Annotated in this window: 14 protein-coding genes, 1 tRNA gene and 1 pseudogene; 4 read left to right on the forward strand and 12 right to left on the reverse strand. The window is 36.1% G+C overall.

The annotated features are described in order from the left end of the window. Positions 1–3: 3 nt before the first annotated feature. Positions 4–1,035, forward strand: a pseudogene (locus tag D0T53_RS01905) (dipeptide epimerase); the annotation flags it as partial. 147 nt (positions 1,036–1,182) lie between these two features. Here D0T53_RS01905 and D0T53_RS01910 read toward each other — a convergent pair. From D0T53_RS01910 to tyrS, 11 genes are all read right to left on the reverse strand, one after another. Then, positions 1,183–1,554 carry a hypothetical protein gene (locus tag D0T53_RS01910; RefSeq protein ID WP_163264515.1) on the reverse strand — a complete coding sequence of 124 codons (372 nt, stop codon included), beginning with the start codon at positions 1,552–1,554 and terminating at the stop codon, positions 1,183–1,185. 154 nt (positions 1,555–1,708) lie between these two features. Next, complete coding sequence (locus D0T53_RS01915; protein WP_163264517.1) at positions 1,709–2,758, reverse strand: RHS repeat protein; 1,050 nt, start codon at positions 2,756–2,758, stop codon at positions 1,709–1,711. Between the two features lie 174 nt (positions 2,759–2,932). Beyond that, complete coding sequence (locus D0T53_RS01920; protein ID WP_163264519.1) at positions 2,933–3,352, reverse strand: hypothetical protein; 420 nt, start codon at positions 3,350–3,352, stop codon at positions 2,933–2,935. An 8-nt stretch (positions 3,353–3,360) separates the two neighbouring features. Further along, positions 3,361–4,347, reverse strand: coding sequence for an RHS repeat-associated core domain-containing protein (locus tag D0T53_RS01925; protein ID WP_163264521.1), 987 nt, complete (start codon positions 4,345–4,347; stop codon positions 3,361–3,363). 289 nt (positions 4,348–4,636) lie between these two features. Then, positions 4,637–4,945: a hypothetical protein gene (locus D0T53_RS01930; protein ID WP_163264523.1), complete on the reverse strand. Its 309-nt coding sequence runs from the start codon at positions 4,943–4,945 to the stop codon at positions 4,637–4,639. 159 nt (positions 4,946–5,104) lie between these two features. Then, a complete protein-coding gene (locus D0T53_RS01935) occupies positions 5,105–5,641 on the reverse strand; it encodes a hypothetical protein (RefSeq protein WP_163264525.1) in 537 nt (178 codons plus the stop codon). A gap of 1 nt (position 5,642) precedes the next feature. Continuing rightward, positions 5,643–11,903: an RHS repeat-associated core domain-containing protein gene (locus tag D0T53_RS01940; RefSeq protein WP_163264527.1), complete on the reverse strand. Its 6,261-nt coding sequence runs from the start codon at positions 11,901–11,903 to the stop codon at positions 5,643–5,645. 6 nt (positions 11,904–11,909) lie between these two features. Continuing rightward, a complete protein-coding gene (locus D0T53_RS01945) occupies positions 11,910–12,350 on the reverse strand; it encodes a T9SS type A sorting domain-containing protein (RefSeq protein WP_163264529.1) in 441 nt (146 codons plus the stop codon). Between the two features lie 11 nt (positions 12,351–12,361). After that, the gene (locus D0T53_RS01950) at positions 12,362–13,342 is read right to left on the reverse strand and encodes a hypothetical protein (RefSeq protein ID WP_163264531.1); all 981 of its coding nucleotides are present in this window, start codon (positions 13,340–13,342) and stop codon (positions 12,362–12,364) included. A 345-nt stretch (positions 13,343–13,687) separates the two neighbouring features. Continuing rightward, positions 13,688–13,758 (reverse strand) — tRNA-Gln (locus D0T53_RS01955). Between the two features lie 38 nt (positions 13,759–13,796). Further along, positions 13,797–15,074 (reverse strand): tyrosine--tRNA ligase, encoded by a 1,278-nt coding sequence (gene tyrS, locus D0T53_RS01960; RefSeq protein ID WP_163264533.1) that lies wholly within the window; start codon positions 15,072–15,074, stop codon positions 13,797–13,799. 254 nt (positions 15,075–15,328) lie between these two features. Between tyrS and D0T53_RS01965 the strand changes: the two genes are divergently transcribed. Next, positions 15,329–17,023 (forward strand): hypothetical protein, encoded by a 1,695-nt coding sequence (locus tag D0T53_RS01965; protein ID WP_163264535.1) that lies wholly within the window; start codon positions 15,329–15,331, stop codon positions 17,021–17,023. Positions 17,024–17,387: 364 nt separating this feature from the next. Continuing rightward, the gene (locus D0T53_RS01970; RefSeq protein ID WP_163264537.1) at positions 17,388–17,795 is read left to right on the forward strand and encodes a DUF3244 domain-containing protein; all 408 of its coding nucleotides are present in this window, start codon (positions 17,388–17,390) and stop codon (positions 17,793–17,795) included. 537 nt (positions 17,796–18,332) lie between these two features. Here D0T53_RS01970 and D0T53_RS01975 read toward each other — a convergent pair. After that, the gene (locus D0T53_RS01975; RefSeq protein ID WP_163264539.1) at positions 18,333–19,310 is read right to left on the reverse strand and encodes a glycosyltransferase family 2 protein; all 978 of its coding nucleotides are present in this window, start codon (positions 19,308–19,310) and stop codon (positions 18,333–18,335) included. A gap of 203 nt (positions 19,311–19,513) precedes the next feature. Here D0T53_RS01975 and D0T53_RS01980 point away from each other — a divergent pair, with 203 nt between their 5' ends. Beyond that, positions 19,514–25,078, forward strand: coding sequence for an alpha-2-macroglobulin (locus D0T53_RS01980; RefSeq protein WP_163264541.1), 5,565 nt, complete (start codon positions 19,514–19,516; stop codon positions 25,076–25,078). Positions 25,079–25,204 lie beyond the last annotated feature (126 nt).

The raw sequence follows: 25,204 nt of genomic DNA on the forward strand, positions 1-25,204 counted from the left end.
AAAGAGCTCAAACTTTCGTTCGAACCGTATAATTTGCAATTAAAACATCCGTTTATTATTGCAAACTATTCGCGAACTACAACACCTATTGTTCTTACTCGCTTAGAATATGACGGATTGGTTGGCTACGGAGAAGCTTCGCTCCCACAATATTTGGGTGAAACACAGGAGTCGGTTATGCGTTTTCTCCGTAAAATTGACTTTTCTCGATTTGCTAATCCTTTACAGATTGAAGAAATTCTGAATTATGTCGATAAAATCGAAAAAGGAAATACGGCGGCTAAAGCTTCGGTTGATATTGCATTGCACGATTTGACCGGAAAAATGATAGATAAACCATGGCATTCTATTTGGGGACTGGATAAAACAAAAACTCCGTTTACTACTTTTACTATCGGTATGGATGTCGATGAAATGGTAAGGCAAAAAACCGAAGAAGTAGCTGAGAAGTTCAAGATATTAAAAGTTAAACTAGGCGGTGAAAACGACAAACGCATGGTTGAAGTTATACGTTCTGTAACTAATTTACCACTGGTGGTCGATGCCAATCAGGGGTGGCAGGATAGGAGTGAGGCTTTGGATATGATTAACTGGTTGTCGGAAAAGGGAGTTGTAATGATAGAACAGCCGATGAATAAGGATAATTTGGACGATAATGCTTGGATTACACAAAATAGTCCGTTACCGGTTTTTGCTGATGAATCGGTTCAGCGTTTTTCAGATTTGGAACGAATAAAAGGAGCTTTTTCGGGAATAAATGTAAAACTAATGAAATGTACAGGTATGCACGAAGCAAAGAAAATGTTGGATGTTGCTCCTTCTTTAGGTTTTAAATCTATGTTAGGGTGTATGACTGAGACTTCGTGTGCAATTTCGGCAGCGGCCCAGTTGTCTCCACTGGTCGATTTTGCCGATTTAGACGGAAACCTTTTGATAAGTAACGATTGTTTTGATGGGGTGAAAGTTATAAATGGAAAGATAGAACTGAACGATTTGTCGGGAGTGGGTATTAACTTATTATCACCTGTCTTTTAATGTGTCTTATTATAATAATTCTATTTTTATAGAATTGAACCTTGCTTATGGTATACTACAGACATATTATTTACAAAACCTGACACATCTGACAAAAATATGATTTTTTTTGGATTGTAGGTTTTTCTGTAACGGCTGTAAATGAAATTAATCATTTGAAAACAATAAGCGATATAAAGGTGTTTGAAATTCCCCATTCAAATCAAACGGTTGATTCTTGAATTCTTCCATATATCGAAAATAATCAATGCTGTCTCTCACAGGATAATCTACGAGTAGTATACAATTTTCAATATTTGTTGTATCATAAACAACCATATATCTTTCTCCTATTTTCATTTTTTTATATTTATTGTTACTTAGTCCTTTATCTTTCTGTTTTTTATAAATCAGATCATTAATATCTAAACTAAAATAAATTGACGCATCGCCAGCTGATCTTTGATTAGTACTAGGAGTAAGTATAAGTTGAACTGTTCCTATGGAGTATCCCATATTTTGCATTATATCTACTTTCACATTGTGTCTTTTATATGTAATCCAAACTGCTATCGCAATAAAGCATGCAAAACAAAGAATAATTAATTTCCAACTTATTTTATTCGAGTTTTTTTTCATTTTAGATAAAAAGAATTATAAGTATTATTATAAGGTTTCATCCAGGTCCTTGGAGTTACCTTAAGGGTTGGTTGATGATAATAGTAATACGAAGTATTATTATGGAATCTACTATTATTATATAGGGGTGAGGTCGAATATCCTTGATAAGGATTGACCCTCCTCCTCCTATAGGGCCTGGCCCTACAGTGCCAGCATATGCGCCTTTAGTTTCTGCTGCATATTTTTCATATTCCGTTTTGGGTTGTGATTTGCTAATCTCATTAGTAGAATTGAATTTTCCTTGTATGGCATTCGTTGTTGTTGTCATACTTGCACTAAACAAAGATCTTGAAAATGATTTTTCCCAATTAACTTCTCCTTCTACTAATAAATCAGAACCTACATTAACACCAAAATTTAGAGTATAATTTACAACAAAATCACTGCTTACGCTTGCAACAGTTTTATTAACACCTTGATTTGTTAAAGTCGTTGTCAATTTTGAATTAATATAATTTGTAGGCAATTTATTTGTTACACCTGCTGTTACAACTGTAATTATTCCGTCTCTTAATCCATCAGTCAACACTCCATCTGAAAAAGTATAATCATCCCTTACAAATCTATTACCTGCTCCCCCTACCGTTTCGGCTCCTGCTGTTATCCATAGATTACCTGTTGCTAACCCTGCACCTTTAGCAGCAGCAATAGTGGCATACAAACTAAATTTTTCCCACTGAAATCCCCCATCTGAAATGTCATCCCAATTTTCATATACATTGTAAGCTGTTGATGCTGCGATTATTAAAAGGGGTACCCACCAAGCTTCCCCATTCGGGTCGGTATACTTAAACGGATTGTTTAAACAGTACGAATAGCGGTTAAAGTTCAACCAGTCGCCCGGTGTCTGTATATACGGGTCGGGACTAATGAATTGCATTGTTTCAGGGTCGTAAACACGCCCTTTCATGTGTATATATCCAAATTCGTCGATGTGCGAATGCATGGTATACCCACGGTGCAACAAACAATTCTGATCGTTGGCTATTCCCGTATTGTCCATTATATACACTGCCGCTATTCCGTCGCCGCCATAAATATAATGAATTCCAATTCTACCCAACTATAATAACACCTCTCTTTTAAGGCCTCAAACACATATTATTTACAAAACCTGACACACCTGACAAAAATATGCAAATTTTCGGTTTGTAGGCTTTTGTAAGGGTAATAGCACTTTACTTATAGATAAACCCCAGATACAAATAGAGTATCTGGGGTTATGCTTAACTAGACTTTATGGATAAGTTATTGTCCAATTCATTTTTGTCATTTCATTTACAGTATATTCATAACGCTTTAAAAGAAAACTATTATTATAGCGGAGGCTATCACAATTTGACCTAAAATAAGGATAAACTCTTTTATCAAGTATAAATATTTGAAGAATATAATCCTTTTGATTTCCAAACTCTGATTCCCATGTCCAATCACACCACAAAGTTGTATGAGAATATGGAGGTATAAGATGTATATGTCTATTGCAAACAATAAATGTGTCTCTCCAATATCCTTCATAACTAAAATAAACCGTATCATCTGTATTATTATTTACGATAAAAGGAAACGGACCTTTAGCTTCACGGCACATCGTTAATGTCGATAATATTACTATAAATGTACCAAATAGCATTATATATTTGAAATATCTTTTCATAATCTTATTTATGGTTTGTGAGGAAATAAATAAAGGTCGTTGTATTGCCCAAAAGGTGCAAATCGTCTTTCGAACCAGGTATTATTCATTAGCAAATTACCAAACGGTATACTTCTGTCTTTATAATCCCAATATTTACCATTTACATTATTGGTACCATTAATGGCTAAAGGATTTTTATAAAAATTCCAGCCTTTTCTTTCAATTTCATGCGAACCATCATAATTATTATTAAAATCTTCCTGCGATTGATAAAAGCCATCAACATATCGGTTAAAATACAAAAATCCTCTGACATTTGCATCCTGTTCGTATTTGTTATATTTATGTGAACCATCGCTAGAGCCTGCTGATTGTATACTTCTAAATCCTACTCTAAACAAATAAGAAGGTCCCATCGATTGGCTTTGTAAATAATGTCCATATTCATGTTGGAATAAAGTGTTATTTGGATCAGCTTTTATCCCAGGTTTTCCTACAATATAAGCCCCGATTGATATAGCCCCATTTGAAACATATTTTGATGAATATGACTCCGAAACTGTAGCTCCTCCATAATAAGTAACTCTTCTAGTAAAACCTAACATATTTGTTGCATGCGAATAAGTAAATCCTACCGTTGTTTGTAATGATTCCCATGTAAAGCGAGAAATGAGTTGTTTTGCCCTATCTGCAAAGTTAAGATTGCTATCTGTTTTTAATAATCCCCAGTATATTTTATACTCATTTTGTATGGACCGCCAGGCCGAATCATAAGCTTTCCATGGTTCCTTACTAAATAACCCTCTAAGAAAACCTGTAACAGCACTAAACATATTTCCACTCGGATCGGTATACTTAAACGGGTTGTTTAAGCAGTACGAATAGCGGTTAAAGTTCAGCCAGTCGCCCGGTGTCTGTATATACGGGTCGGGGCTAAGGAACAGCATTGTTGCAGGGTCGTAAACACGCCCTTTCATGTGTATATATCCAAATTCGTCGATGTGCGAATGCATGGTGTACCCACGGTGCAACAAACAATTCTGATCGTTGATTATTACCCGTATTGTCCATTATATACACTGCCGCTATTCCGTCGCCTCCGTAAATATAATGAATTCCAAATTCTACTCAACTATAACAACATCTCTTTCTTAAGCCCTCAAACGCATATTATTTACAAAACCTGACACATCTGACAAAAATATGCAAATTTTCGGTTTGTAGGCTTTTTGTAAAGGTAATAGCACTTTACTTATAGATAAACCCCAGATACACATTTATATCTGGGGTTTATATTTACGCTTAAGGATATTCTATTATCCAACGTTGCTTTTCTAATTGTTCCATTGTAAAACTTTCCTTTTTTGTGTAAAGTTGTTTTTTAACAATATTGTTCCATCCCTCTTTTTGCATTATGCTATCTGCTATAAAAAACACATAAATTTCATTTACAGAACATATATCGAATATTTCCCAACGTTCATAAGATCCTGTGTGAAGAAAATCAATACTATCTGGATATATTTTATAATATAATGGGATATTCTTAAGTTTATCACTTTTTTCAATTGATAACTCCATCTCATATATTGGAGGGTAATACCATCTCATAGTGTCGTCGCAAGACCAATAGAGGTATATGATTGATTCAGAGTTGTTTTTAATTGATATCAATTTTCTTGGAGGATCATATGCAAATAAACAAGAATAGAATAAACTTGATATAACTAGTGCATAAAGTAACTTGTTTTTAAACATAGATATAGCTAATTACAATAGAGTACAAAAAAATATGCCCTTTTTATCTTTTAAAGATATATTATTGACTAAAATATCTGAGAACATAATTTCCAAGTTATAATTTTCAAAGTCAGACATTTTTTCTATATAGCTATTGTTAAAATATTTAAACTTCATTTTGAAAGGAACTGTTTTAGTAGCTTGCGGTAAAATTTTAATTGAATCAAATTCAGAATTAATAGTAGCATCAAATACTTGATTTTGATTTTCTTTATTTTTTAGACAAGCATTTGTTGTTCTTATTGTCAGATACATAGTGTCATTTGTATAACTATATACTTTAATATTACCTGAAATAACATAATTGCTATCTGAAATTGTTATAAATTCAGAATTTGGGTTGACAGACATATAGATATAATCAGTAACTATAATGTCTGATTGTTCCTTATGTTCTTCTGTTAAATAAGTTGGGTAAGGTTTCCGGAAATCTTCGATTAAAGGAAATTTTATACCGCAAGAGACGAATAATTCTGAAAGTACAAAAATAACTATATATTTTCTCATGTTATCGTATTTTTATTGGAGGAGAATATCGGATATAAGGTCCATTTTTACCTATATAGCCTATATAACCAAGTCTGTTATATACTGCATAATCTGCTGCATAATCCAATGTTCCTCCTATATTATAAACATTTGATAGTCCATACTTTTTATATTCTGACAAAACCCTTTTGTAAAAAGGAGCGAATCCCTTCTTTTGAATTTGAATAATATGTTCAGTTTCATGGTGGATTAGATATCTATCATAATCAGTGTCTCCAGTCAATTTTGTAACGGCATTTCTTCCGATGGTTATTCCTTCTCCTTTTCTCATGAACACAGATCCTCCTCTATAAACTTGTCCATAATCACCTAGTTCACAATATATTTCTGGGTCAGGAATATATGTACTACCCATAGTTGCAATGTTTAACATTGAATTACTAGCCCCATTTATTGCTCCACCTAAAGCACCTTGCCACATAGCATTCGGATTATTATCTATAGCACCTTGTACTGCTCCGGAATAAAGTCCAGTTACTGCACCTCTCACAGAATTAAAGCCTATTTCTGCCATACCATTTTTAAAGGCCCCTCCTTGGACTCCTGAGAAATTAGGTAATTGAGAACTTACAAATCCTCCAATAACGCTTCCGGCAATACCTCCCCATGTTATATCGTTATCAAATATCGTATTTGTTAGAGCAGTGCTTGTTGTTTGACTTAGTATATTGTATCCTAAATTGTTAGCAAAGGCACCACCAATACTACTAAATCCTCCACCTATAGCACCTCCAACAGCTCCCATGCCTACCGAATTTCCGAAAGAACTCCAAGACCAATTTCCTGAAATACCCGCTCCTATAGCATAACTAGCTGCACTTGTACCCGCACCAATTACAGCGCCCCAACACATTGCATCTAAAACAGTACCTACACCTGGAAAAAGTGCTGTAAAAAAGAACTCCCCACTCGGATCGGTATACTTAAACGGATTGTTTAAACAATACGAATAGCGGTTAAAATTCAGCCAGTCTCCCGGTGCCTGTATATAAGGGTCAGGGCTAAGGAACTGCATTGTTGCAGGGTCGTAAACACGCCCTTTCATGTGTATATATCCAAATTCGTCGATGTGCGAATGCATGGTGTACCCACGGTGCAACAAACAATTCTGATTGTCGGCTATTCCCGTATTGGTAACTTTGGTTCGCTTGCCCCAAGGCGAATAATAGTACCTTTCGGCTACCGTATTATTTGGCTTTACCAATGCAACCAACGATCCTAAGTTGTCGGTATACGTATGATACAGGTTATTACCTGTATTGTCCATTATATACACTGCCGCTATTCCGTCGCCGCCATAAATATAATGTATTTTACGTGAATTTGTTCCATAATAATCTTCTTCTTCGTAATTTCCATTATGATAACTTCGTGAAAAAGAAGAGCTCGCATCTCCAGTACCCATTTCTACAAGCTGATCGTCAACCCCATAATATGCATCAAGCGTTTTTGTACTATAACTGCCGTTAGGGTTATTTACACATTCGGCCATAAACTCAAGTTTTCCTGTTCGCGAAAAACTCATATAGCGTTCACTACCTATTTTCTCCCAATAATCGGGGTTGGCTGTTGTTATCGAGGTTAAAGCATGGGGCTTACCATTTTCGCCATAATTAAGTGTTCCCAAGTTGGGATGTTTCATATTGCCCAAGTTGTCGTAATATGCGTATACTGAAGACCATTTCGTCAAACGGTTCATGTTGTCATACACAAACGGTTCTTGATGATTTCTTATGCCATCTTTTCGAGATGTAAGGTTGCCTTTCGAGTCGAAGACGTAAGTAAAGTCTACAATTCCTGTTGCTTTTATGGCTGTAGGGAATCCTCTGTCGTCGTACGTATTAGTGGTTGTAACGTTTCCTTTTTTCACTTGGGTAAGCTGTCCTTTTGTGTTTTCGGCAAGGGCTTGCCAAATCAGGTTATTATTAACGTCCCTTACTTCGGTCAGGTAACCATTATTATCGTAAGTATTTGTTGTATAGTAACCCGTAGGATAAGTTTCTTTTTTTACCCGCCCTAATTTATCGTACTCAAACCGTGATGTTTTACTGTTCGATGTAACAGAGGTAGTCCTGTCGAAATTATCGTATGCATATGTTCTTATTTCAAAATTGTTCGATTGTTTTATCAAACGATATTTCGAATCGTATTCGTACGAAACTCCATTCTGCCTTCTAAGCAATCCGTTGTTATGATATTCGTAAGTTATAACGGTAGGGCTTGTAGCCGAATGCATATAACGTTTTGTTTTTGTAATCTGTCCCCATGCATCGTATTCCGATTCTATAACGCCTCCGTCGGGGTCGGTTATCTTCGTACGGTTACCTTGCAGGTCGTACTCCATGGTAACGGCTTGTCCACCTTCGGGAGTAGCTGATTTTGTCAGTCCATTTGCATAATAAGTGAAGTTAACCGATTTTCCATTTGTTGTAATTCTTTCGGCTTGATTCAATGAGTTCAATATTGTTTCAGAAATATCTGTTGGTGTTGTTATTGTTGTTTTGGCTCCATCATACGCATATGTAGTTGTTCCTATTGGTGTAACACTTGACTCAATTCTTCCATAATTATCATACGAATAAACAATATTCCATTTTTTTGTATCATTTTCAAAATAAGGTTCAGATACTCTATCCAGTTGTCCTTCAAGATTATATTCTGTGTCAATAAATATTTTTTTATTATTAAGCCCATATGTTTCTATCCTTATTTTACGGCCTAATTTGTCATACCACTCTTTTACGGGAGATTGGCCTGAAGACTCAGAATAGCTATAATATTTAGCATCTCGTGGCGCATCGGTTGAAGCCCACCTCAAAACATTGACCTCTGCTGTTCCATCGGGATTAATTGTTTTTATAAGTTGCCCGAATCCATCATACTGATAAGATGTTGTGCCTAATCTGTCTGTCGTGGACAAAAGTAAATTTTTTGTCATATCGTAACGATAAGTAACAGTTTGATTAAAATGATCTGTTTTACTAGCTAAGAATCGTCCGGAGGTGTAAGTCATATAAGAATTACGTGTTATGCCATTTGCTGTAACTGATACTTGTCTGGCATTCCCATATTTATCGTGATATAAGTATTTAGTATTTACTTCTTTATTGTCATCTTTATCTATAATTTCTGACGTCAGATTACCTTTATTGTCATATAAATACTCGACTTTTCTTACAAAATCATTTTCATTAGCTATATGTTTTGTAATAGTAGATGAACTTATCTTATTATAAAATAAAGATCCCTTCTTTACATATACTAATTCTTGTTTTTCGGATCCTAAACCTATATATGAAGTCTCTATTAATTGTGGATTTCCAGAACTGTCATATCTTGAATATTTTTTTTCAATAGTCTTTGTCCGTCTTAAATAATCTTTAAAGATGTGTGAATTTAAGCGAAGAAAATATGCTTTATTTCCTTGTGAAACAGTTGCATAATCTATTATATTCTCTTTTATCAACTCTCCGGATATTAATTTTGCAGTTTCCTTATATGGATATAAAATTCCAAATATACTACTCGATTTATTTTCGCTAATATTCGTTACATTCGTTACTAAGTTTCTTTTTTCAGTATTAAAAAAACCAAGAAAACCTCGTGCCTGTAAATGAGTATAAGGCTTATAAAATTCATATTCAGTGTTTATATTCTCACTTTTTATTTTCTTGACAACTTCAAGTTTTGAAGGGCAAATAGTTACCATTTTGTCAGAACTGGTAGAATTAGCATTTTCAGAGTAACCTGTATTATGTCTGGATAGGAATGGACTCTTGTAATCTTGGTAGGTTATCGATAAATCTCCACCCATAGAGTCTGTTATTTTTACTATTTTATTGAATCTGACATCCTGACAAAAAGATAAAATCTGTGCTCCCTTTAGCCCTGTATAATTCCTATTAAGATTTACATAAATATCAGTACTATGTTTGTTTAAAAAATTACCACTTGATTTAAAATGAGCACTTGTTATAAGCGCCTCATTATCTATGATTTGCGAATGAAAATCGTCGCCTTTGCTTATAAGGCATCTAAGTGTGGCATTATTTTCCGTATTAGAAGTTTCTATTATAATATCACTCTTACCATCTCTATTTAGATCTGTAACTAGTACTTTATATTCCGATGGATAACGATTATATGTTGTTTCCTTCATATAAGAGCTCATGTCCTTTTCTGTAAATGTTTTTCCATTCGATATGTATAACTTCCATTTATCATCTTCTTCGCATTTTTCCAGAATATCAGTATTTCCATCACCATTGAAATCTCCCGGGTAAAAATGGGCTTTATATGAAAATTTGTAATTATCAGTACGTATAGGAATAAATCCTTCACCTACACTATATTCATAAAAACAGGTTTTATGTCTACCTTCGATATACATTATCTCAGTTTTACCATTTCCATTAATGTCAGTAAGTAAAATCTGAGACTTTGCATAATCTGCGAATATTGTTAAATCGATGTCTGTAGGAAATCCCCATGATGAAATAATTCTATTATTGTTTGCAACTAATAATAATTGAGTTTTACCATTTCCTAAAAAGTCTGACGGAATTACATGAAAATATTCTCTGTATTGAAAATCAGATCCTTTTATATCTATTCTTATATCCTGTGAACTATAACGTAAAAACTTGTTATTTTCATATTTATAGCATTCCAATAATAATGCAGTTGACCCACTGTTATATGGTACTCCTCTATATAACTCGTCTTTGCCATCATTATCCATATCTAAGAACAAAAAAACCGGAGCATCATCTCCCCCTTTTCCTTCATAAAGTGTTTCAAAAAATTTGTTTCCGTTATTTCTATAAGCTATCCAATATTGTTTTCCATCCATTTTTACAACTTTCATCACTAGATCTAATATACCATCACCGTCTAAGTCTCCAAAAGCAACAGGAATGAAATGATTTATATCTGCATATGCAGTTACATTTGTGCTTTTATTAAAAGTTAATTCTTTTATATATGAATAGTTGTAACTAACCGGAGACCAATCAAATTTAATGGGGTGGATAAATTCTCCATCCGAGTTTCTTTTTTTAATTGAAGAAAGATAATCTATATTATTAACCACATTATAGTCTAACAGATACTCTTCCAATAGATTATTCCCTGATCCTTTTACTTCTATTTTTTCAAGTAAAGAATTATTGTTGACAGTCATTCCGTCCAGATATTTTGTAGAAGTATCTGACAATGTTGTGTAATGAAATTGCACACTGTTGACTACTTGTTTTTGATTAGAATCGATATGCCCATATTCGATGCGCGATAAGTGATTGTTCTTACATGTAAAATAACATATTTGCCCTGCACTTGTGCGGGTAAAATCGTTGTCATATATATATTCGATATAATTATTATTGCTATCAATTACCTTTGTTAATGCCCAGCCCAGATTTTTTTGAATTATATCAACAAATTCTATGGGTACAGAACCATTGTTAATAACAGTACCGGAACCTTCTATCGGATAATATGATGCTATATTTGATAAACTTCCGTACTCTAAGATATTACCCTCTTTTGTGTATACTTTAAAATAAAGTGGTCCCCAATTTTTTATATTATAACCTACAATGCGAATTACAGTATTGTTTTCGGTACAATAAACAATGCTGTCGCCTGATGCTTCTTGCTGAATCATTCGTTGACCATCATAAGTTAGCGGCGATGTTTTATCCCAAATAATACCTGTTTTTTCGTTATCAAAATAATAATTTTTAGGGCTCCGACTAATCATAGAGCTGGCACTTATATTCCATCCCCAGCCTGCAATACCATTTCCGGCTTGACTGCTATACACCAATGAGATATTGGGCTGCATACCATTTATACCGGCAGGACAATTTATGGGAATTGTGTATGTCGCAGCTCCTGTAGAACTTACATCGAAACTTCCGCCAATAGTTCCAACAATACCTCCTTCTTCCGGATTATTAGTTATTGTTCCATCGGGTTTTGCATAAACTCCTTCGGTAGGAGGGAACAATAAAAGTTCATTTATAGAACCCGTAAACGAATTACCTTGAGTGGATGTATATGAAAAACCCGGTAACAATTCGATAATATCGCGGGCAACATAATTTTGGTTTCCATTCATTGTCGATTTGAGGCTCCAGCTCGGTTGAGTTTCCTGAGCTTGTGTACCTCCTAATACACATATATATACTAAAAGAACAGTAAAATATATTCTTTTCATCCTATCTTATCTTTTTATTATTTTCCAATTCGAAGTCGATTCTCCTGCTGTTATTTGCATTACGTAAATTCCTGATACGTATTCTTGCAAATCTATCTCGACAACCTCTGATATGCCCGGCTTCTGTATAAGTAATTTTCCTGCCTTATCATATACCTTTATTTCGGCAGTCGTTTCTGATGGAAGGTTCAGTAACTCTACCTTCAGTAAACCTTCGGTGGGATTTGGATATATGATTGCAGTAAATTCGGCAAGTTTTTCAGTATGTGTTTGAGGTTCTGCCTCCTGTTCTTGAGCTGCCGATCTTCTTACATCCATTACAATCAAATTGTGCGATATACGATTGCCTCCTGCATCGTATTCGTATACTACACTATGTTGAGCCACAATTTTTTCACAGCCGAATATTCCCAATATGAATACTAGACCTAATATATATTTTTTCATAGTAATAGGTGTTATTTTGTTGATTCTAAATTTTTCAAACGGTTTTGAAGGTCTTCTATTTGAGTTTTTTGATCCTTATTCTTTTGTTCCTGTTCTATCACATATAAGGTTAACTCTTCAATCTTTTGTAGCAGCTTTGCCTGCATTTCAACCACATCAATTCCTTTTTCTATTACCTCTTTTTCGGAAGGAATATCAGGCAGGTGCTTATGTTCGTCAATATGTTGTTTTACACTTTCGAGAGATGGAAGTTTATAATCCTTCGCAAAAACAAAATCGGCCCATGTTACAGCTTTTATTTCTACTTTATCGGCACATATTGTTCCTTTCACATCCAATGCATTTTGAGGATTCTCTACACCAATACCAACCCGTCCATTATTGGATACAGACAACCAACTTTTCCAAACATTATTAATGTTGTTGCCGACAACAAAACGATCTTTGCCATCATTTCCACTCCTGACATTTATACGCAGATCCGAATTGTTGCTGCTCCAGTTGTATTTAGATATAAAAAAAACCTTGTTATTAGATAGTTCATTCCCTTGGAAATACAGTCGGGTACCTTCTCCCATTTTTCCTGTAATGTTTTCTCCAATATACCCATTATCTCTTACAGTAAAATTCAGAAAATTCAGGTTTCCCTCCATCGTGTGATTTCCTTTACTGTGTATCAATTTAGCCCATTCTCCTACTCCTGTATGGATGCGGCTACGAACCCACACATTAGGAATGCCTTTGGGTTGGGTGTGAGGCATTATTCTAAAAGCCATTTGACCGCCATATTTCTCGCTCATGTGTGCGATTGTGATACCATAAAATATATCAGAAATAGAATCAGGATTATTGGGAGTAGTCCGTGCGCTCGAAAAAAATCCCGATTCGTTTATTGTATCCCAATCGTTTAAACCAACTGTTCTTAATGTTTGACTTTTTACTGATAATGATATAATGATAAATGCTACTAGTGATATAACTTTTGTTTTCATAAAGATTTTCTTTTATGTTGATTGTTAATTAGTTTATTACAATGAGGATAGTGAACGTATGTTTTGTATAATAGAAGAGTTACACTTTTTGATTCGAGATATAGTTTCAGATTAATAATTGTTTTTCAGTACGGATTATAGATAAATAACAAAACATCACGCTGTTTACGAATACAAATAAAAACAAAATTAACTAAATAGCAAACAATTTAGTCGCTATTGGTTAAATATTTGCAATTTTAACAAAAAAGAATAGAGTTAAGATATAGTGAATTAATAGCTGTACATAAGAAACAAAAAAGATGCAAGTTTTTTGAAACTCACATCTTTTTTTGTTTTACTAAGCTGTCTCACCAGGATTCGAACCTAGACCGGCAGAGCCAGAATCTGCAGTGCTACCATTACACCATGAGACAGTTGCATTATATGTAGTGCAAAGGAATGAAAGATTCCCTTATTTTACAATAATCAAGTAATAATTTTTCTTACCCCGTTGGATAAGGATAAATTTATTATTTATTAAATACGAACTGTCGATAACCTCTTCAGTATCTTCCAAACGGTTTTTATTTATCGATACACCTCCCGACTGAACAAGCTTACGCATTTCGCCTTTCGACGGAAATACTGCTGTTTTTTCGGTTAAAAGGTCAATAGCTTTCACTCCCAATTCGATATCGTTGTCCGATACTTCGAACTGCGGAACGCCTTCGAATACCTCAAGGAAAGTTTCGTTGTCGATGGCAGGAAGCGATTTACCAAAAAGTAACTCCGATGCCTTAACTGCATTTTCGAAATCTTCCTGCGAATGCACCATTACCGTAACTTCCTGTGCCAGCCTTTTCTGAAGCGGACGTAAATGAGGCGCAGCCTTTTGTTCTGCTACCAAACCCTCAATCTCTTCCTTGCTTAAAGCTGTGAATATTTTTATGTATTTTTCGGCATCATCGTCGCTTACATTCAGCCAGAATTGATAGAATTTGTAAGGAGATGTATAACGGCGATCGAGCCAAACATTTCCCGATTCGGTTTTTCCGAATTTTCCACCATCGGCTTTTGTTATAAGCGGACACACTAACCCGAAGGCCTCGCCACCTACTTTACGACGGATAAGTTCTGTTCCTGTTGTTATATTGCCCCACTGGTCCGAACCTCCCATTTGCAATTTGCAACCGAAGTTAGAAAATAGGTGAAGATAGTCGTATCCTTGTACCAACTGGTAAGTGAACTCGGTAAAAGACATACCTTCGCCTTCGCCCGAGAAACGTTTCTTAACCGAGTCTTTCGACATCATGTAATTAACGGTGATATGTTTACCTATATCCTTGATGAAACCAAGGAAAGTTATATCTTTCATCCAGTCGTAATTATTTACCATCAGGGCTGCATTAGGGGCAGTAGACTCAAAATCGAGAAATTTAGCCAACTGTTTTTTTATCGCATCCTGATTGTGGCGTAAAGTTTCTTCGTCAAGAAGGTTTCTTTCGAGCGATTTACCCGAAGGGTCGCCAATCATGCCTGTTGCGCCACCCACCAATGCAATAGGGCGATGTCCTGCACGCTGAAAGTGCTTCAACATCATAACGCTTACCAAATGTCCAATGTGTAAAGAATCGGCAGTTGGGTCAATACCAACATAAGCCGAGGTTAACTCTTTTTGTAATTGCTCTTCGGTCCCCGGCATCATGTCATGGATCATCCCACGCCATTTTAACTCTTCAACAAAATTCATCGTTTCTTTTTAAATATTAAAAGTGATACAAGTTTCGCAAAAGTACGACTTCTTTTGTAAATAAAAAAAGTAGTCGGAAAAATACATGCTTGCTATCTAAATATTGTAATTAAGCACAATGCAAACATTTGTTTTAAGAATGGTTACAATTTAACAATAAAATAGGGATAAAAATGCTGTTTGTTTTATAAAAAACCCATATTTTTATATCAACTTTTATAAATCCGGAATATCTGTAATAATTGAATACTACAATGAAACGCGCAATTATTGTTTTATCAATCGTTGGTTGCCTGTTCATATTAAACTTTGGCTGTGACCATCAATTAAAAAATGCCGAACTTTTAATTATTGAGGCTGACTACCTGTTGGCCAATGACGAACCTGCCGAAGCTTTGGCGAAACTCGACTCGGTTGTGGGGCTCGAAGCCCTCGACAAAAAGGTGTATCATAAGTATCATTTACTTAGAATTCAGGCAAAAGACAAATCTGACAGAAGCATAGTAAAGGATACGGTAATACTGAGTACAAAAGAGTTTTACGAGAAAGAGAACGATTACCCAAATACTGCACAAGCAGCATTTTACTACGGAAAAGTATTGCTGCTGAATAAAAAAAACGAACCTGCTTTGCAGCAATTTCTCGATGCCGAAAAGTTTGCCAATAACACAGACGATAACAATCTGAAAGGATTAATACAATGTTATATTGGCGAAGTAAATTATTACAAACCTAAGTTGCGTAGCAAAGCTATCGAACGTTACAAAAATGCTTTGCATTATTTCGAAAGAAGCAAGAAAAACGATAAATTCAGGAATCAGATTATGGCTGATAATATGCTGGCAAACACTTTTCTGTTGATGGGAGAAAGAGATAGCGCTTTTTATTATTACGACAAGGGTTATGAGATAGCTAAAAGCAAAAACGACAAAAAGCTGGAACTAGATTTAACATTAAATATAAGTACGGCACTAAAAATCAGAGGAGATTATGACGAAGCAAAGATGTACCTCAGGGAAGTATTGCAGATGACAGATGACGATAATATCAAAATAAAAGTTTTTTCTAGTATGTCTCACATCTTTATGTTGGAACATAACACCGATTCTGCTCAATATTACATAGATAAATCGGTGGAACTTTCCGATCTGGGATATAATGGAGGAAATACCCTGAACATATATTGGATATTATCGGAACTCGAGATATTAAAAGATAATCATAAAGAAGCTATCGGTTACCTGAAGAAATATATAAGAACCAATAATGCCATTCATACCCAAAGGGAAGAACAAAACATACGCGAAATAGAAAAGCGTTATGGTTTTGAGCAGATTCTGAACAGGAATTATCAATTAGAGATAGAAAAGTTCCGGTTGTTTATCGGAATCTTAGTAGTTATTCTTATTGCTTTAGCTATAATAACCTACTATTACAGAAAACATGCGAATAAAGAAAAAGAGCTACGCGAAGCAAACGAAATGATTTATAGCATGCAACAAATGGGGCGTGTACAGAATGAGCAAAAAGATGAGTTTAAAGCTACATTGTACCAGCATTTCGATATATTGAAGAAGGCTGCTTTGTTTGAGGGATATCTGCGTCAGGGTGAAAAGAAGCAAAACGAAAAACTGTTGAAAAAATTCAGGGAAGTAGTTTATGGGCAGGAAGACTTTAACTGGGATACCATTTATCGCCTGATAAACCAGATGCACGACAGCTTTTACGACAAAATTCGCAAAGCATATCCAAAACTCGACGAAGCCGAAGTTAAGATTTGTTGCCTTACTTATGCCGACCTTAGTAATACCGAGATTGCTATTCTTATGGGACAAACACTGAATACTATACAGACAAAGAAATGGGCAATACGCAAAAAAATAGGAGTAAAAGATTACGGAAATATGTTGGTTTACCTGAAAGAAAATGTGGCAATTATGACTGTCTAAACTGATCTAGGATAATAAAATAATTATATACGGTCTTTTCTAAACCTTTCGTTATTACAAACAGTAATAGCGGAAGGTTTTCTTTTTGTGGTTATATTATTTAAATATATACGGTTCCATGTTCGTTGATAACCTTAATACACTTTCAAAAACAACATTTTCGAGTTACATGTAAGGCAAAAAAGCTATATCTATATTGGAATAAAAACTTTATATCGTGTTGTTAATTAAGTGATTAAATAAATATGTGGTTTACAAAAAACTATATGGATACTGTTTTCCATTTCTTTTTGTTATCCCCCATATTACATTTGACCGCACAACCAAAGCGTACATTATTTTTCACTTAAACATCACTTAAATTATGAAAAGAATTTTAGCAGTTATTTGCCTTTTGGCTGGTTTTATGTTTACTCCAGCCTTTGTAGAAACGGCCAGTGCACAAGACGAAATGATAGATAATGAAATGCATCTTGAAGGGCAGCTTGTAATACATCGTCCTAAATCAGGAGGGTCTTCAGATATAGGACTTAAAGCATACCATGTTCTGAAATCATATTTAAGACTGGAATTTCAGTATGATATAGGCAATGTTCATATTGTGATATTCAACTCGTCGGACAGAAATGTATACAATTCGGTAGTTTTTGCTCAGGTAGACGGTGTGTATTATTTGCCTATAACATCGTTTAGCAGCGGCGACTATACGTTAAGGCTCACAAATTTGAGCAATACTGCGTATACGACAACAGGTAACTTCACTGTAGAGTGAAGAACAGCCTATTAATCGTGGCTCGGTTTAGCGTATGCTAAAAGCAGCAATACTAGGTAATTAAGGACAGAAGAATGGTTTCCCCTAATCAACTTCTGTCCTTCTTTTATAATTATAACATAAATAACCCATTTCATCGCATATCAAACAGTATTGTATACTTTAGGTGCAGCATATTAAAAAGTTATATATTTTTGCGTTGTAAATACGGCAATGTATTGATTGTCAGTGAAAAATATACTTTCTAAAACTATATGCAGGATTTGTAAATATTGTATGGCATTTTTAATGTGTTTTTTATGACATACTTTCGCAAAAGTATTAACAATAAATATCTACAAGAAGAAGCATTTTTATGAAGACTCATCTTCTATTTTACTACTACTGTTGCAGGGGATTAATTTGTGTAGTGGAGTCTCATGTTCATTACGATTATATTCAGCTGCAAGTATAATGGTAAAATACCAAAAGTAAACCCACTATAATTTACGATGGAAAAGGTATCAATACTAATGTATTAGTATTGATGATTTTTTATTACATGTACTTTCTCAGAAAGAATCCCGGTTTTTTAATCAGTGAAGGAAAAGAAAACACAATTTTAAATATCAGGTATTTTATCGAATAAATTCGCCCTGTTTTCAACGGAAAATAACCTATGTTTTTTAATCCCGACAAAGTTTCGTTTATTATCTGTTCCGGAAGCCGTTTCCGGATGCAAAGGCGAATAATATCAATAGCCAGAAAATCGAGCTTGCGTTGCAATCCTGTTTTCATTCTGCCGTCGAATAGCGATATATATGCATCCAATTCTTCGAGCATTATCAACCTGTCGCCAATTATTTTTTTCTCAAATTCCTGTCCCTTACTTATCGACCCTTGGCGCTGATAGTAGCAGTAAACAGAGCGATGGGTACAAACTATTGTTTTAGCCCTCGAAAAAAAACGGACTACAAAATCGTCATCTTCTGCCAAAAAACCGTTTTTAAACCTTATGTTGTATTTGTCGAAAATTTGTCTGGCAAACAACCCTTGGCAGGCGGTGCTTATCAGAGTATGCGAATTCAGATAATCTTCAGTGGTTAATATCTTGTTGTTGTCAGACAGCACATTTTTAGGCCTTTTAATCGTTCCGTTATCATAAATTTCGTCAAGGCGCCACAAATAAATGTCGGATTCGACAGAATTTATCCAATTGGTCAGAAAAGCCATCGATCCATCGGTAATCCAGTCGTCGGAGTCGAGGAAAAAAATATAATCGCCCGAAATGTGTTTGAGTCCTTCGTTCCTTGCCGAACTAAGGCCTCCGTTCTCTTTATTAATAATTTTAATAAAAGGGTAAGCTTGTTGTAGTTTTTCAAGTATTTGGCCGCTTTGGTCGGTTGAACCATCGTTTACAGCAATAATTTCGTATTCATCGGGAAAAACGTCTTGCTCGATAATGCTTAATATACAACGTTCGACATAAGGTTCAACATTATATACGGGAATTATAATACTAATTTTTTTGCGCATAAAACAGCTTATTTCCATATAAAGCCTACAACAAATATAACTACAAAAAACGATTTAAATATATAATGGAAAAACAAAGATATTTTTTAGTAAATTCTTTATATTTGCACAAATTGCCTTAATTTGCTTTTGTAAAGCGTATTAATGTTATTTAATTAAGCTAATAAAATAGCTCCGTGAGCTTAACATAAACATTTCGAAATATGAAAAATTCAAAATCCTTGTCGTCAGTCGGCCTGCTGTTATTAGGCTTTGTTCTCCTTCTTTTCAATTCGTGTAAGAAAACGGGAGATCATACCATCGATCCCGAGTTTTCGCGTTATATAGCTGCGTTTACGTTCGGTAGTGTATCGTCAACTTCATCCATACAGATTGAACTTACTCAGGATATGCCTGCTGTTGAGTTGAATAAGGAGATAGACAAGGAATTATTTGAATTTACACCTGCTATAAAAGGAAAAGCCTATTGGACAAGCAGCCGTAAAATAACATTTGTTCCCGAAGTGGGCGAACTTAAATCGGGGCAGCAATACGAAGCATGGTTCAAGCTTGGGAAAATACTTGAGGTGGAAAGCCAGTTTCAGGAGTTTTATTTTTATTTCAATGTACCGCCACAAAATTTTACGGCGGATGTTTTGCCTTATTCTCCCACAAAAGATAACGACTTGGAATGGAATTCCGTTAGCGGAACACTTACACTTGCCGATGCGGCTCCGGTGGACATGATCGAAAAAATGTTTTCTGTAACAGGACCCACAAATACCGCTCGCGTAAAAGTACTACCATCCGAACAAACTGGGCGTTACACTTTTACGGTAGATAGTCTTAAACGTACGGGACAAACACAAGATTATGTACTTAAAATAGACGGTGCACCGCTTGGGGTTAATAAAATTATAAACAATGTAATTACAATGCCCAAGCTCGATTTGTTTCAGGTAAACGATGTGCGTCTCACTTACGATCCACAGGAAGCTATCAGGGTAACATTCAGCGATCCTTTGTCGGCTAACCAAAACATACAGGGGCTTATCAGTCTGAATGGTGTACAGAACTATTCGTACGACATACAAAAAAACGTACTACTTATTTTCCTTAACGATACGCGCAACACAACAACTGTAGGTCTCACTGTTTATCAGGAAGTTAAAAACTCCAATAACAAACAATTGGATAAGAGTTACTCGTATGAGCTGACTCTAGAGAAAAATAATCCCGATGTTGAGTTACTCAATACAACAGGAAATATTTTGCCAAACTCAAATAACCTGATAGTTCCGTTTAAAGCGGTGAATCTTTGGGCTGTAGATGTAAAAGTGATAAAGATATTCGAGAATAATGTGTTGGGGTATTTGCAGTCGAACAATTTAGGAGGAAGTAGCGATTTACGCCGTTTCGGACGTATTATCCTCAAAAAACGCGTTCGGCTCGATACAGATCACAGCATGAGGCTCGATCATTGGAATAATTTTTCAATCGACTTGTCGACTATGATAAAACAAGATCCGGGTGCAATTTACAGGGTCGAGTTTTCGATGAAAAAGGAATACTCGCTTTACCCTTGCGATGGTGTAATTCCTCAGGTTTCGCAAGATGCAGCTCTCGAACGATTCGATAATAAAGTAACCGAAGAAGACGAGGCGGTGTGGGACATCCCATCGTCGTACTATTATGATAGTGATATTGATTGGGATGAATACGAGTGGAGCGAAAGAGACAATCCTTGCCATAAGAGCTATTATATGAACCGTAAGCAAAACTGTATAGTATTTGCTTCGAACCTCGGCATAATCGCAAAAATAGGCTCCGATAAAAAAGTAAAAGTATCGGTAACCGACATTTTAACCACCGAACCCATCGCAAAAGCACAGGTAAATGTATATAACTTCCAGATGCAGCTTATAGGATCGGGAGATACCGATGGATACGGATTTGCCGACATAGAATACAAGGGTGGAGTCCCCTTTGCTGTGGTAGTATCGAAAGACAAGGAAAAAGGATACCTGAAAGTAACATCGAATCTTTCGCTATCTCTAAGCAATTTCGATATAAGCGGTAAAGAGATACAGAAAGGATTGAAAGGCTATATTTACGGTGAAAGGGGAGTTTGGCGACCCGGAGATTCAATATTTGTGACTTTCATTCTCGAAGATAAAGATAAAATTATACCCGAAGACCATCCTGTATCGCTCGAGTTATTTACTCCGCGTGCACAATTGTATCAGAAATATATCAAAACATCGGGAGAAAACGGTTTCTACGATTTCAAATTTGCTACCAATCCAACGGATGAAACCGGTAATTGGCAAGCTGTGATAAAAGTAGGAGGTGTATCGTTTACTAAGACTCTGAAAATAGAAACCGTAAAACCAAACCGTTTGAAAATACGCATCGATGCAGGCGAAATAATAAAAGCCAGCCAAGGTACATTCACCGGTAAATTATCATCGCAATGGTTACACGGTGCACCTGCAAATAGCCTGAAAGCAGCGGTAGAAATGACATTAAGTACCGTGGGCAGTCCGTTTAAAGGATATGAGCAATACTCATTCAATAATCCTGCAACAAATTTCAGTTCTGATACCTATACACTTTTCGAAGGGCGTTTAGATTCTGACGGGGAAGCCAATGTGAGCGCAAAATTGCCACAAGCAGCCAATGCTCCGGGCATGTTAAAAGCTAATATTATTTCGCGCGTATTCGAATCGGGGGGCGATGCCAGTGTATACCCACAAACAGTGGCATATTCGCCATTCTCTAGTTATGTTGGGGTAAAAACACCTACAACAAACGATTACGATATGCTCGAAACCGATGCCGACAATATGTTGGATATTGTTACCCTTTCGCCCGAAGGAAAACCGTTAAATCGTTCGGATGTTAACGTGAAGGTATATAAAATACGTTGGTCGTGGTGGTGGAGTAGTAACAGCGAAAACCTCTCGTCATACGTAAACAGTACTTCGGCCAATATTGTACTCGATCAGAATGTTTCTACAACAAGCGGAAAAGCCCGGGTTAAATTCAGGGTAGAATATCCTAATTGGGGGCGTTATCTGGTTCTGGTAAAGGATGAGAAGAGTGGGCATACTGCAGGACGGATTGTTTATGTTGACTGGCCGTCGTGGCGTGGACGCTCGGCAAAAGACGATCCCGGTGGATTAACTATGTTATCGTTTTCAACGGATAAATATACTTGTCAGGTGGGCGAGGATGTAACTATAACTATTCCGAAGAGTTCGAAGGGTAGGGCTTTGATAAGTATCGAAACAGGATCGAAAGTGTTATCGCGCGAGTGGGTAAAAACCAGTGCGGAAGAAGATACTAAACACACAATTAAGGTTACGGAAGAAATGAATCCGAATTTTTACATTTTCGCAACTTTATTGCAACCGCATGCACAAACCGATAACGATTTACCTATCCGTATGTATGGGGTATTAAATATTAATGTGAAGAACGATAATACTATATTGAAGCCTATAATAGCGATGCCTGACGAGCTGCGCCCTGAAACTGAATTTACTGTGTCTGTTTCGGAGCAAAATAAGAAGAAAATGACTTATACATTAGCCGTAGTAGACGAAGGACTGCTTGATATAACCGCATTTAAAACCCCGAATGCTTGGAGCGATTTTTACGCTAAACAAGCACTTGGAGTGCGCACTTGGGATATGTACGATATGGTAGTAGGGGCAAATGCCGGAAAATTGGGGCCATTGTTAAGCATTGGTGGTGACGAAGCACTTGAAGCTTCAACCAATCCGTTTAGCCGCTTTAAACCTGTTGTTAAATTCCTTGGTCCTTTCAGTATTAAAGGGGGCGAAACTAAAAAGCACAAAATTAAATTGCCATCTTATATAGGCTCTGTACGTGTTATGGTTGTAGCTGGGTCGCCTGAAGGAGCTTACGGTAATACCGAAAAAGCTGTACAAGTTAAAAATCCGTTGATGATTTTATCTACTTTACCTCGTGTGGCAGGCCCTGACGAAGAAATACTTCTTCCTGTAAATGTGTTTGCTATGGATAAAAAAGTGAAGAACGTTACCGTTACGGTAAAATCGGGAGGGTTATTGCAATTTACTGACGGAACATCAAAATCGGTTACATTTAGCGATACAGGCGATAAAATTGTTTATTTCAAAATGAAAGCTGCACGTAAAACAGGTTACGAACGTGTTGAAATAAATGCAACGGGAGGAGGCGAAACTTCGAGCGAAACGATAGATATTGAAGTACGCAATCCAAATCCATCGATGTTGCTTAGCGATCAGGCATTAGTTGCGCCACGCGATACACAGCAATTAAGTATCAGAATGGATGCTCCGAAAGCCGACGATTGGGTGAAGCTCGAAATATCGCGCATGCCTAGCGTCAATCTCAATAAAAATATCGCTTATCTGCTCGAATATCCTCACGGATGTTCCGAACAGGTATCGTCAAAAGCATTTCCATTATTGTATGTTGGTACATTCACTAAATTTACCGATAAGCAAACCGAAAAGATGAAATATAATATAAGCGAGGCTATCAAAATAATTTCATCACGTCAACTAGGCGATGGAGGCATTGCCTACTGGCCCGGCAACCATTATCCTACAGAGTGGGTAACAACTTATGCAGGTCATTTCCTTCTCGAAGCCCATAATAAAGGTTATAACGTATCGTCAAATGTGTTGTCGAAATGGAAACAATTCCAGAAAAAGGCTGCACAGAACTGGAATAAGGGAGACATGTATAATTCGTATTACGATTATTCGATGAGCGATCTTCAGCAAGCTTACCGTTTGTATACACTAGCATTGGCAGGAGAGCCCGAACTAGGTGCAATGAATCGTTTGAAAGAAATGAAAGATCTTTCGGCACAGGCACGCTGGAGGCTTGCTGCAGCATATGCGGTTGCAGGCAAAAAAGATGCGGCACGCCAACTTATAGCCAACGTAAGCGACAATGTAAACGGATATACTGTTAGTAATAATACATATGGCGACAGTAGCAGGGATTTAGCTATGATTATGGAAACTCATCTGTTATTAGGGAATACCGAAAAGGCTCTGATACTTGCCCGTAAAGTATCGGAAAAACTTAGTTCGGATTACATATCCACTCAAACTGCATCGTATGGGTTAATAGCAATGTCGAAACTTGCCGAAGTTATGGGCAAAGGCAATATAAGTTACGAATGGTATCTGAACGATGTGAAACAGGAAAGTGGAAATCCGGCTCAGGTGTTTAACGAAATAAATATCAAACCTCAGGAAACTGTCGATGTTAAATTTGTGAACAAGGGGCAAGGCGAAATATATGTTCGTCTGATTGGTCGTACACAACCGCTTGAAGATCCTCTTCCTGCAGAAAATAAAGGCATGAACATTTACGTGAAATATACCGATTTAGAGAATAAAGAAATAGATGTTACATCGCTGCGTCAGGGAACAGAATTTTATGCAAGCGTTATTGTGCAAAATGTATCGGGTGAATATTTAACCGATATTGCTCTGAGCCAGATATTTGCTTCGGGTTGGGAAATATTCAATAATCGTTTGTTCGATAACGAAGAAAGTAAAACATTCAATTATCAGGATATTCGCGACGACAGGGTGTTGACATATTTCAACTTGCGAAATGGATACTCAACTTCTTTCAAAGTAAGGCTTCAGGCTGCATATTGCGGTAAATTCTATTTGCCTGCTACTGTTTCGGAAACAATGTACAAACCCGAAGAACAGTCGAAAACCCTAGGAAAATGGGTTGAGGTTACTCAATAGGATGGATTAAAGATATATAATGGAAAAAGTCCCTTAAGAAATTTTCTTAAGGGACTTTTGTTTTATGTTAAAAAACAACTAAGTTGCTAAATTATATATTACCTTAGTCGGTGATTTCTAGACTTT

Source organism: Dysgonomonas sp. 216, from assembly GCF_010501065.1.
Lineage (GTDB): Bacteria > Bacteroidota > Bacteroidia > Bacteroidales > Dysgonomonadaceae > QVMM01.

Bases quoted from the DNA above. Each gene is read 5' to 3' on its own strand.
- D0T53_RS01920 (WP_163264519.1), bottom strand. From the start codon at position 3,352: ATGAAAAGATATTTCAAATATATAATGCTATTTGGTACATTTATAGTA.
- D0T53_RS01925 (WP_163264521.1), bottom strand. From the start codon at position 4,347: ATGCATTCGCACATCGACGAATTTGGATATATACACATGAAAGGGCGT.
- D0T53_RS01945 (WP_163264529.1), bottom strand. From the start codon at position 12,350: ATGAAAAAATATATATTAGGTCTAGTATTCATATTGGGAATATTCGGC.
- D0T53_RS01940 (WP_163264527.1), bottom strand. From the start codon at position 11,903: ATGAAAAGAATATATTTTACTGTTCTTTTAGTATATATATGTGTATTA.
- tyrS (WP_163264533.1), bottom strand. From the start codon at position 15,074: ATGAATTTTGTTGAAGAGTTAAAATGGCGTGGGATGATCCATGACATG.
- D0T53_RS01980 (WP_163264541.1), top strand. From the start codon at position 19,514: ATGAAAAATTCAAAATCCTTGTCGTCAGTCGGCCTGCTGTTATTAGGC.
- D0T53_RS01950 (WP_163264531.1), bottom strand. From the start codon at position 13,342: ATGAAAACAAAAGTTATATCACTAGTAGCATTTATCATTATATCATTA.
- D0T53_RS01935 (WP_163264525.1), bottom strand. From the start codon at position 5,641: ATGAGAAAATATATAGTTATTTTTGTACTTTCAGAATTATTCGTCTCT.
- D0T53_RS01930 (WP_163264523.1), bottom strand. From the start codon at position 4,945: ATGAGATGGTATTACCCTCCAATATATGAGATGGAGTTATCAATTGAA.
- D0T53_RS01970 (WP_163264537.1), top strand. From the start codon at position 17,388: ATGAAAAGAATTTTAGCAGTTATTTGCCTTTTGGCTGGTTTTATGTTT.
- D0T53_RS01975 (WP_163264539.1), bottom strand. From the start codon at position 19,310: ATGCGCAAAAAAATTAGTATTATAATTCCCGTATATAATGTTGAACCT.
- D0T53_RS01965 (WP_163264535.1), top strand. From the start codon at position 15,329: ATGAAACGCGCAATTATTGTTTTATCAATCGTTGGTTGCCTGTTCATA.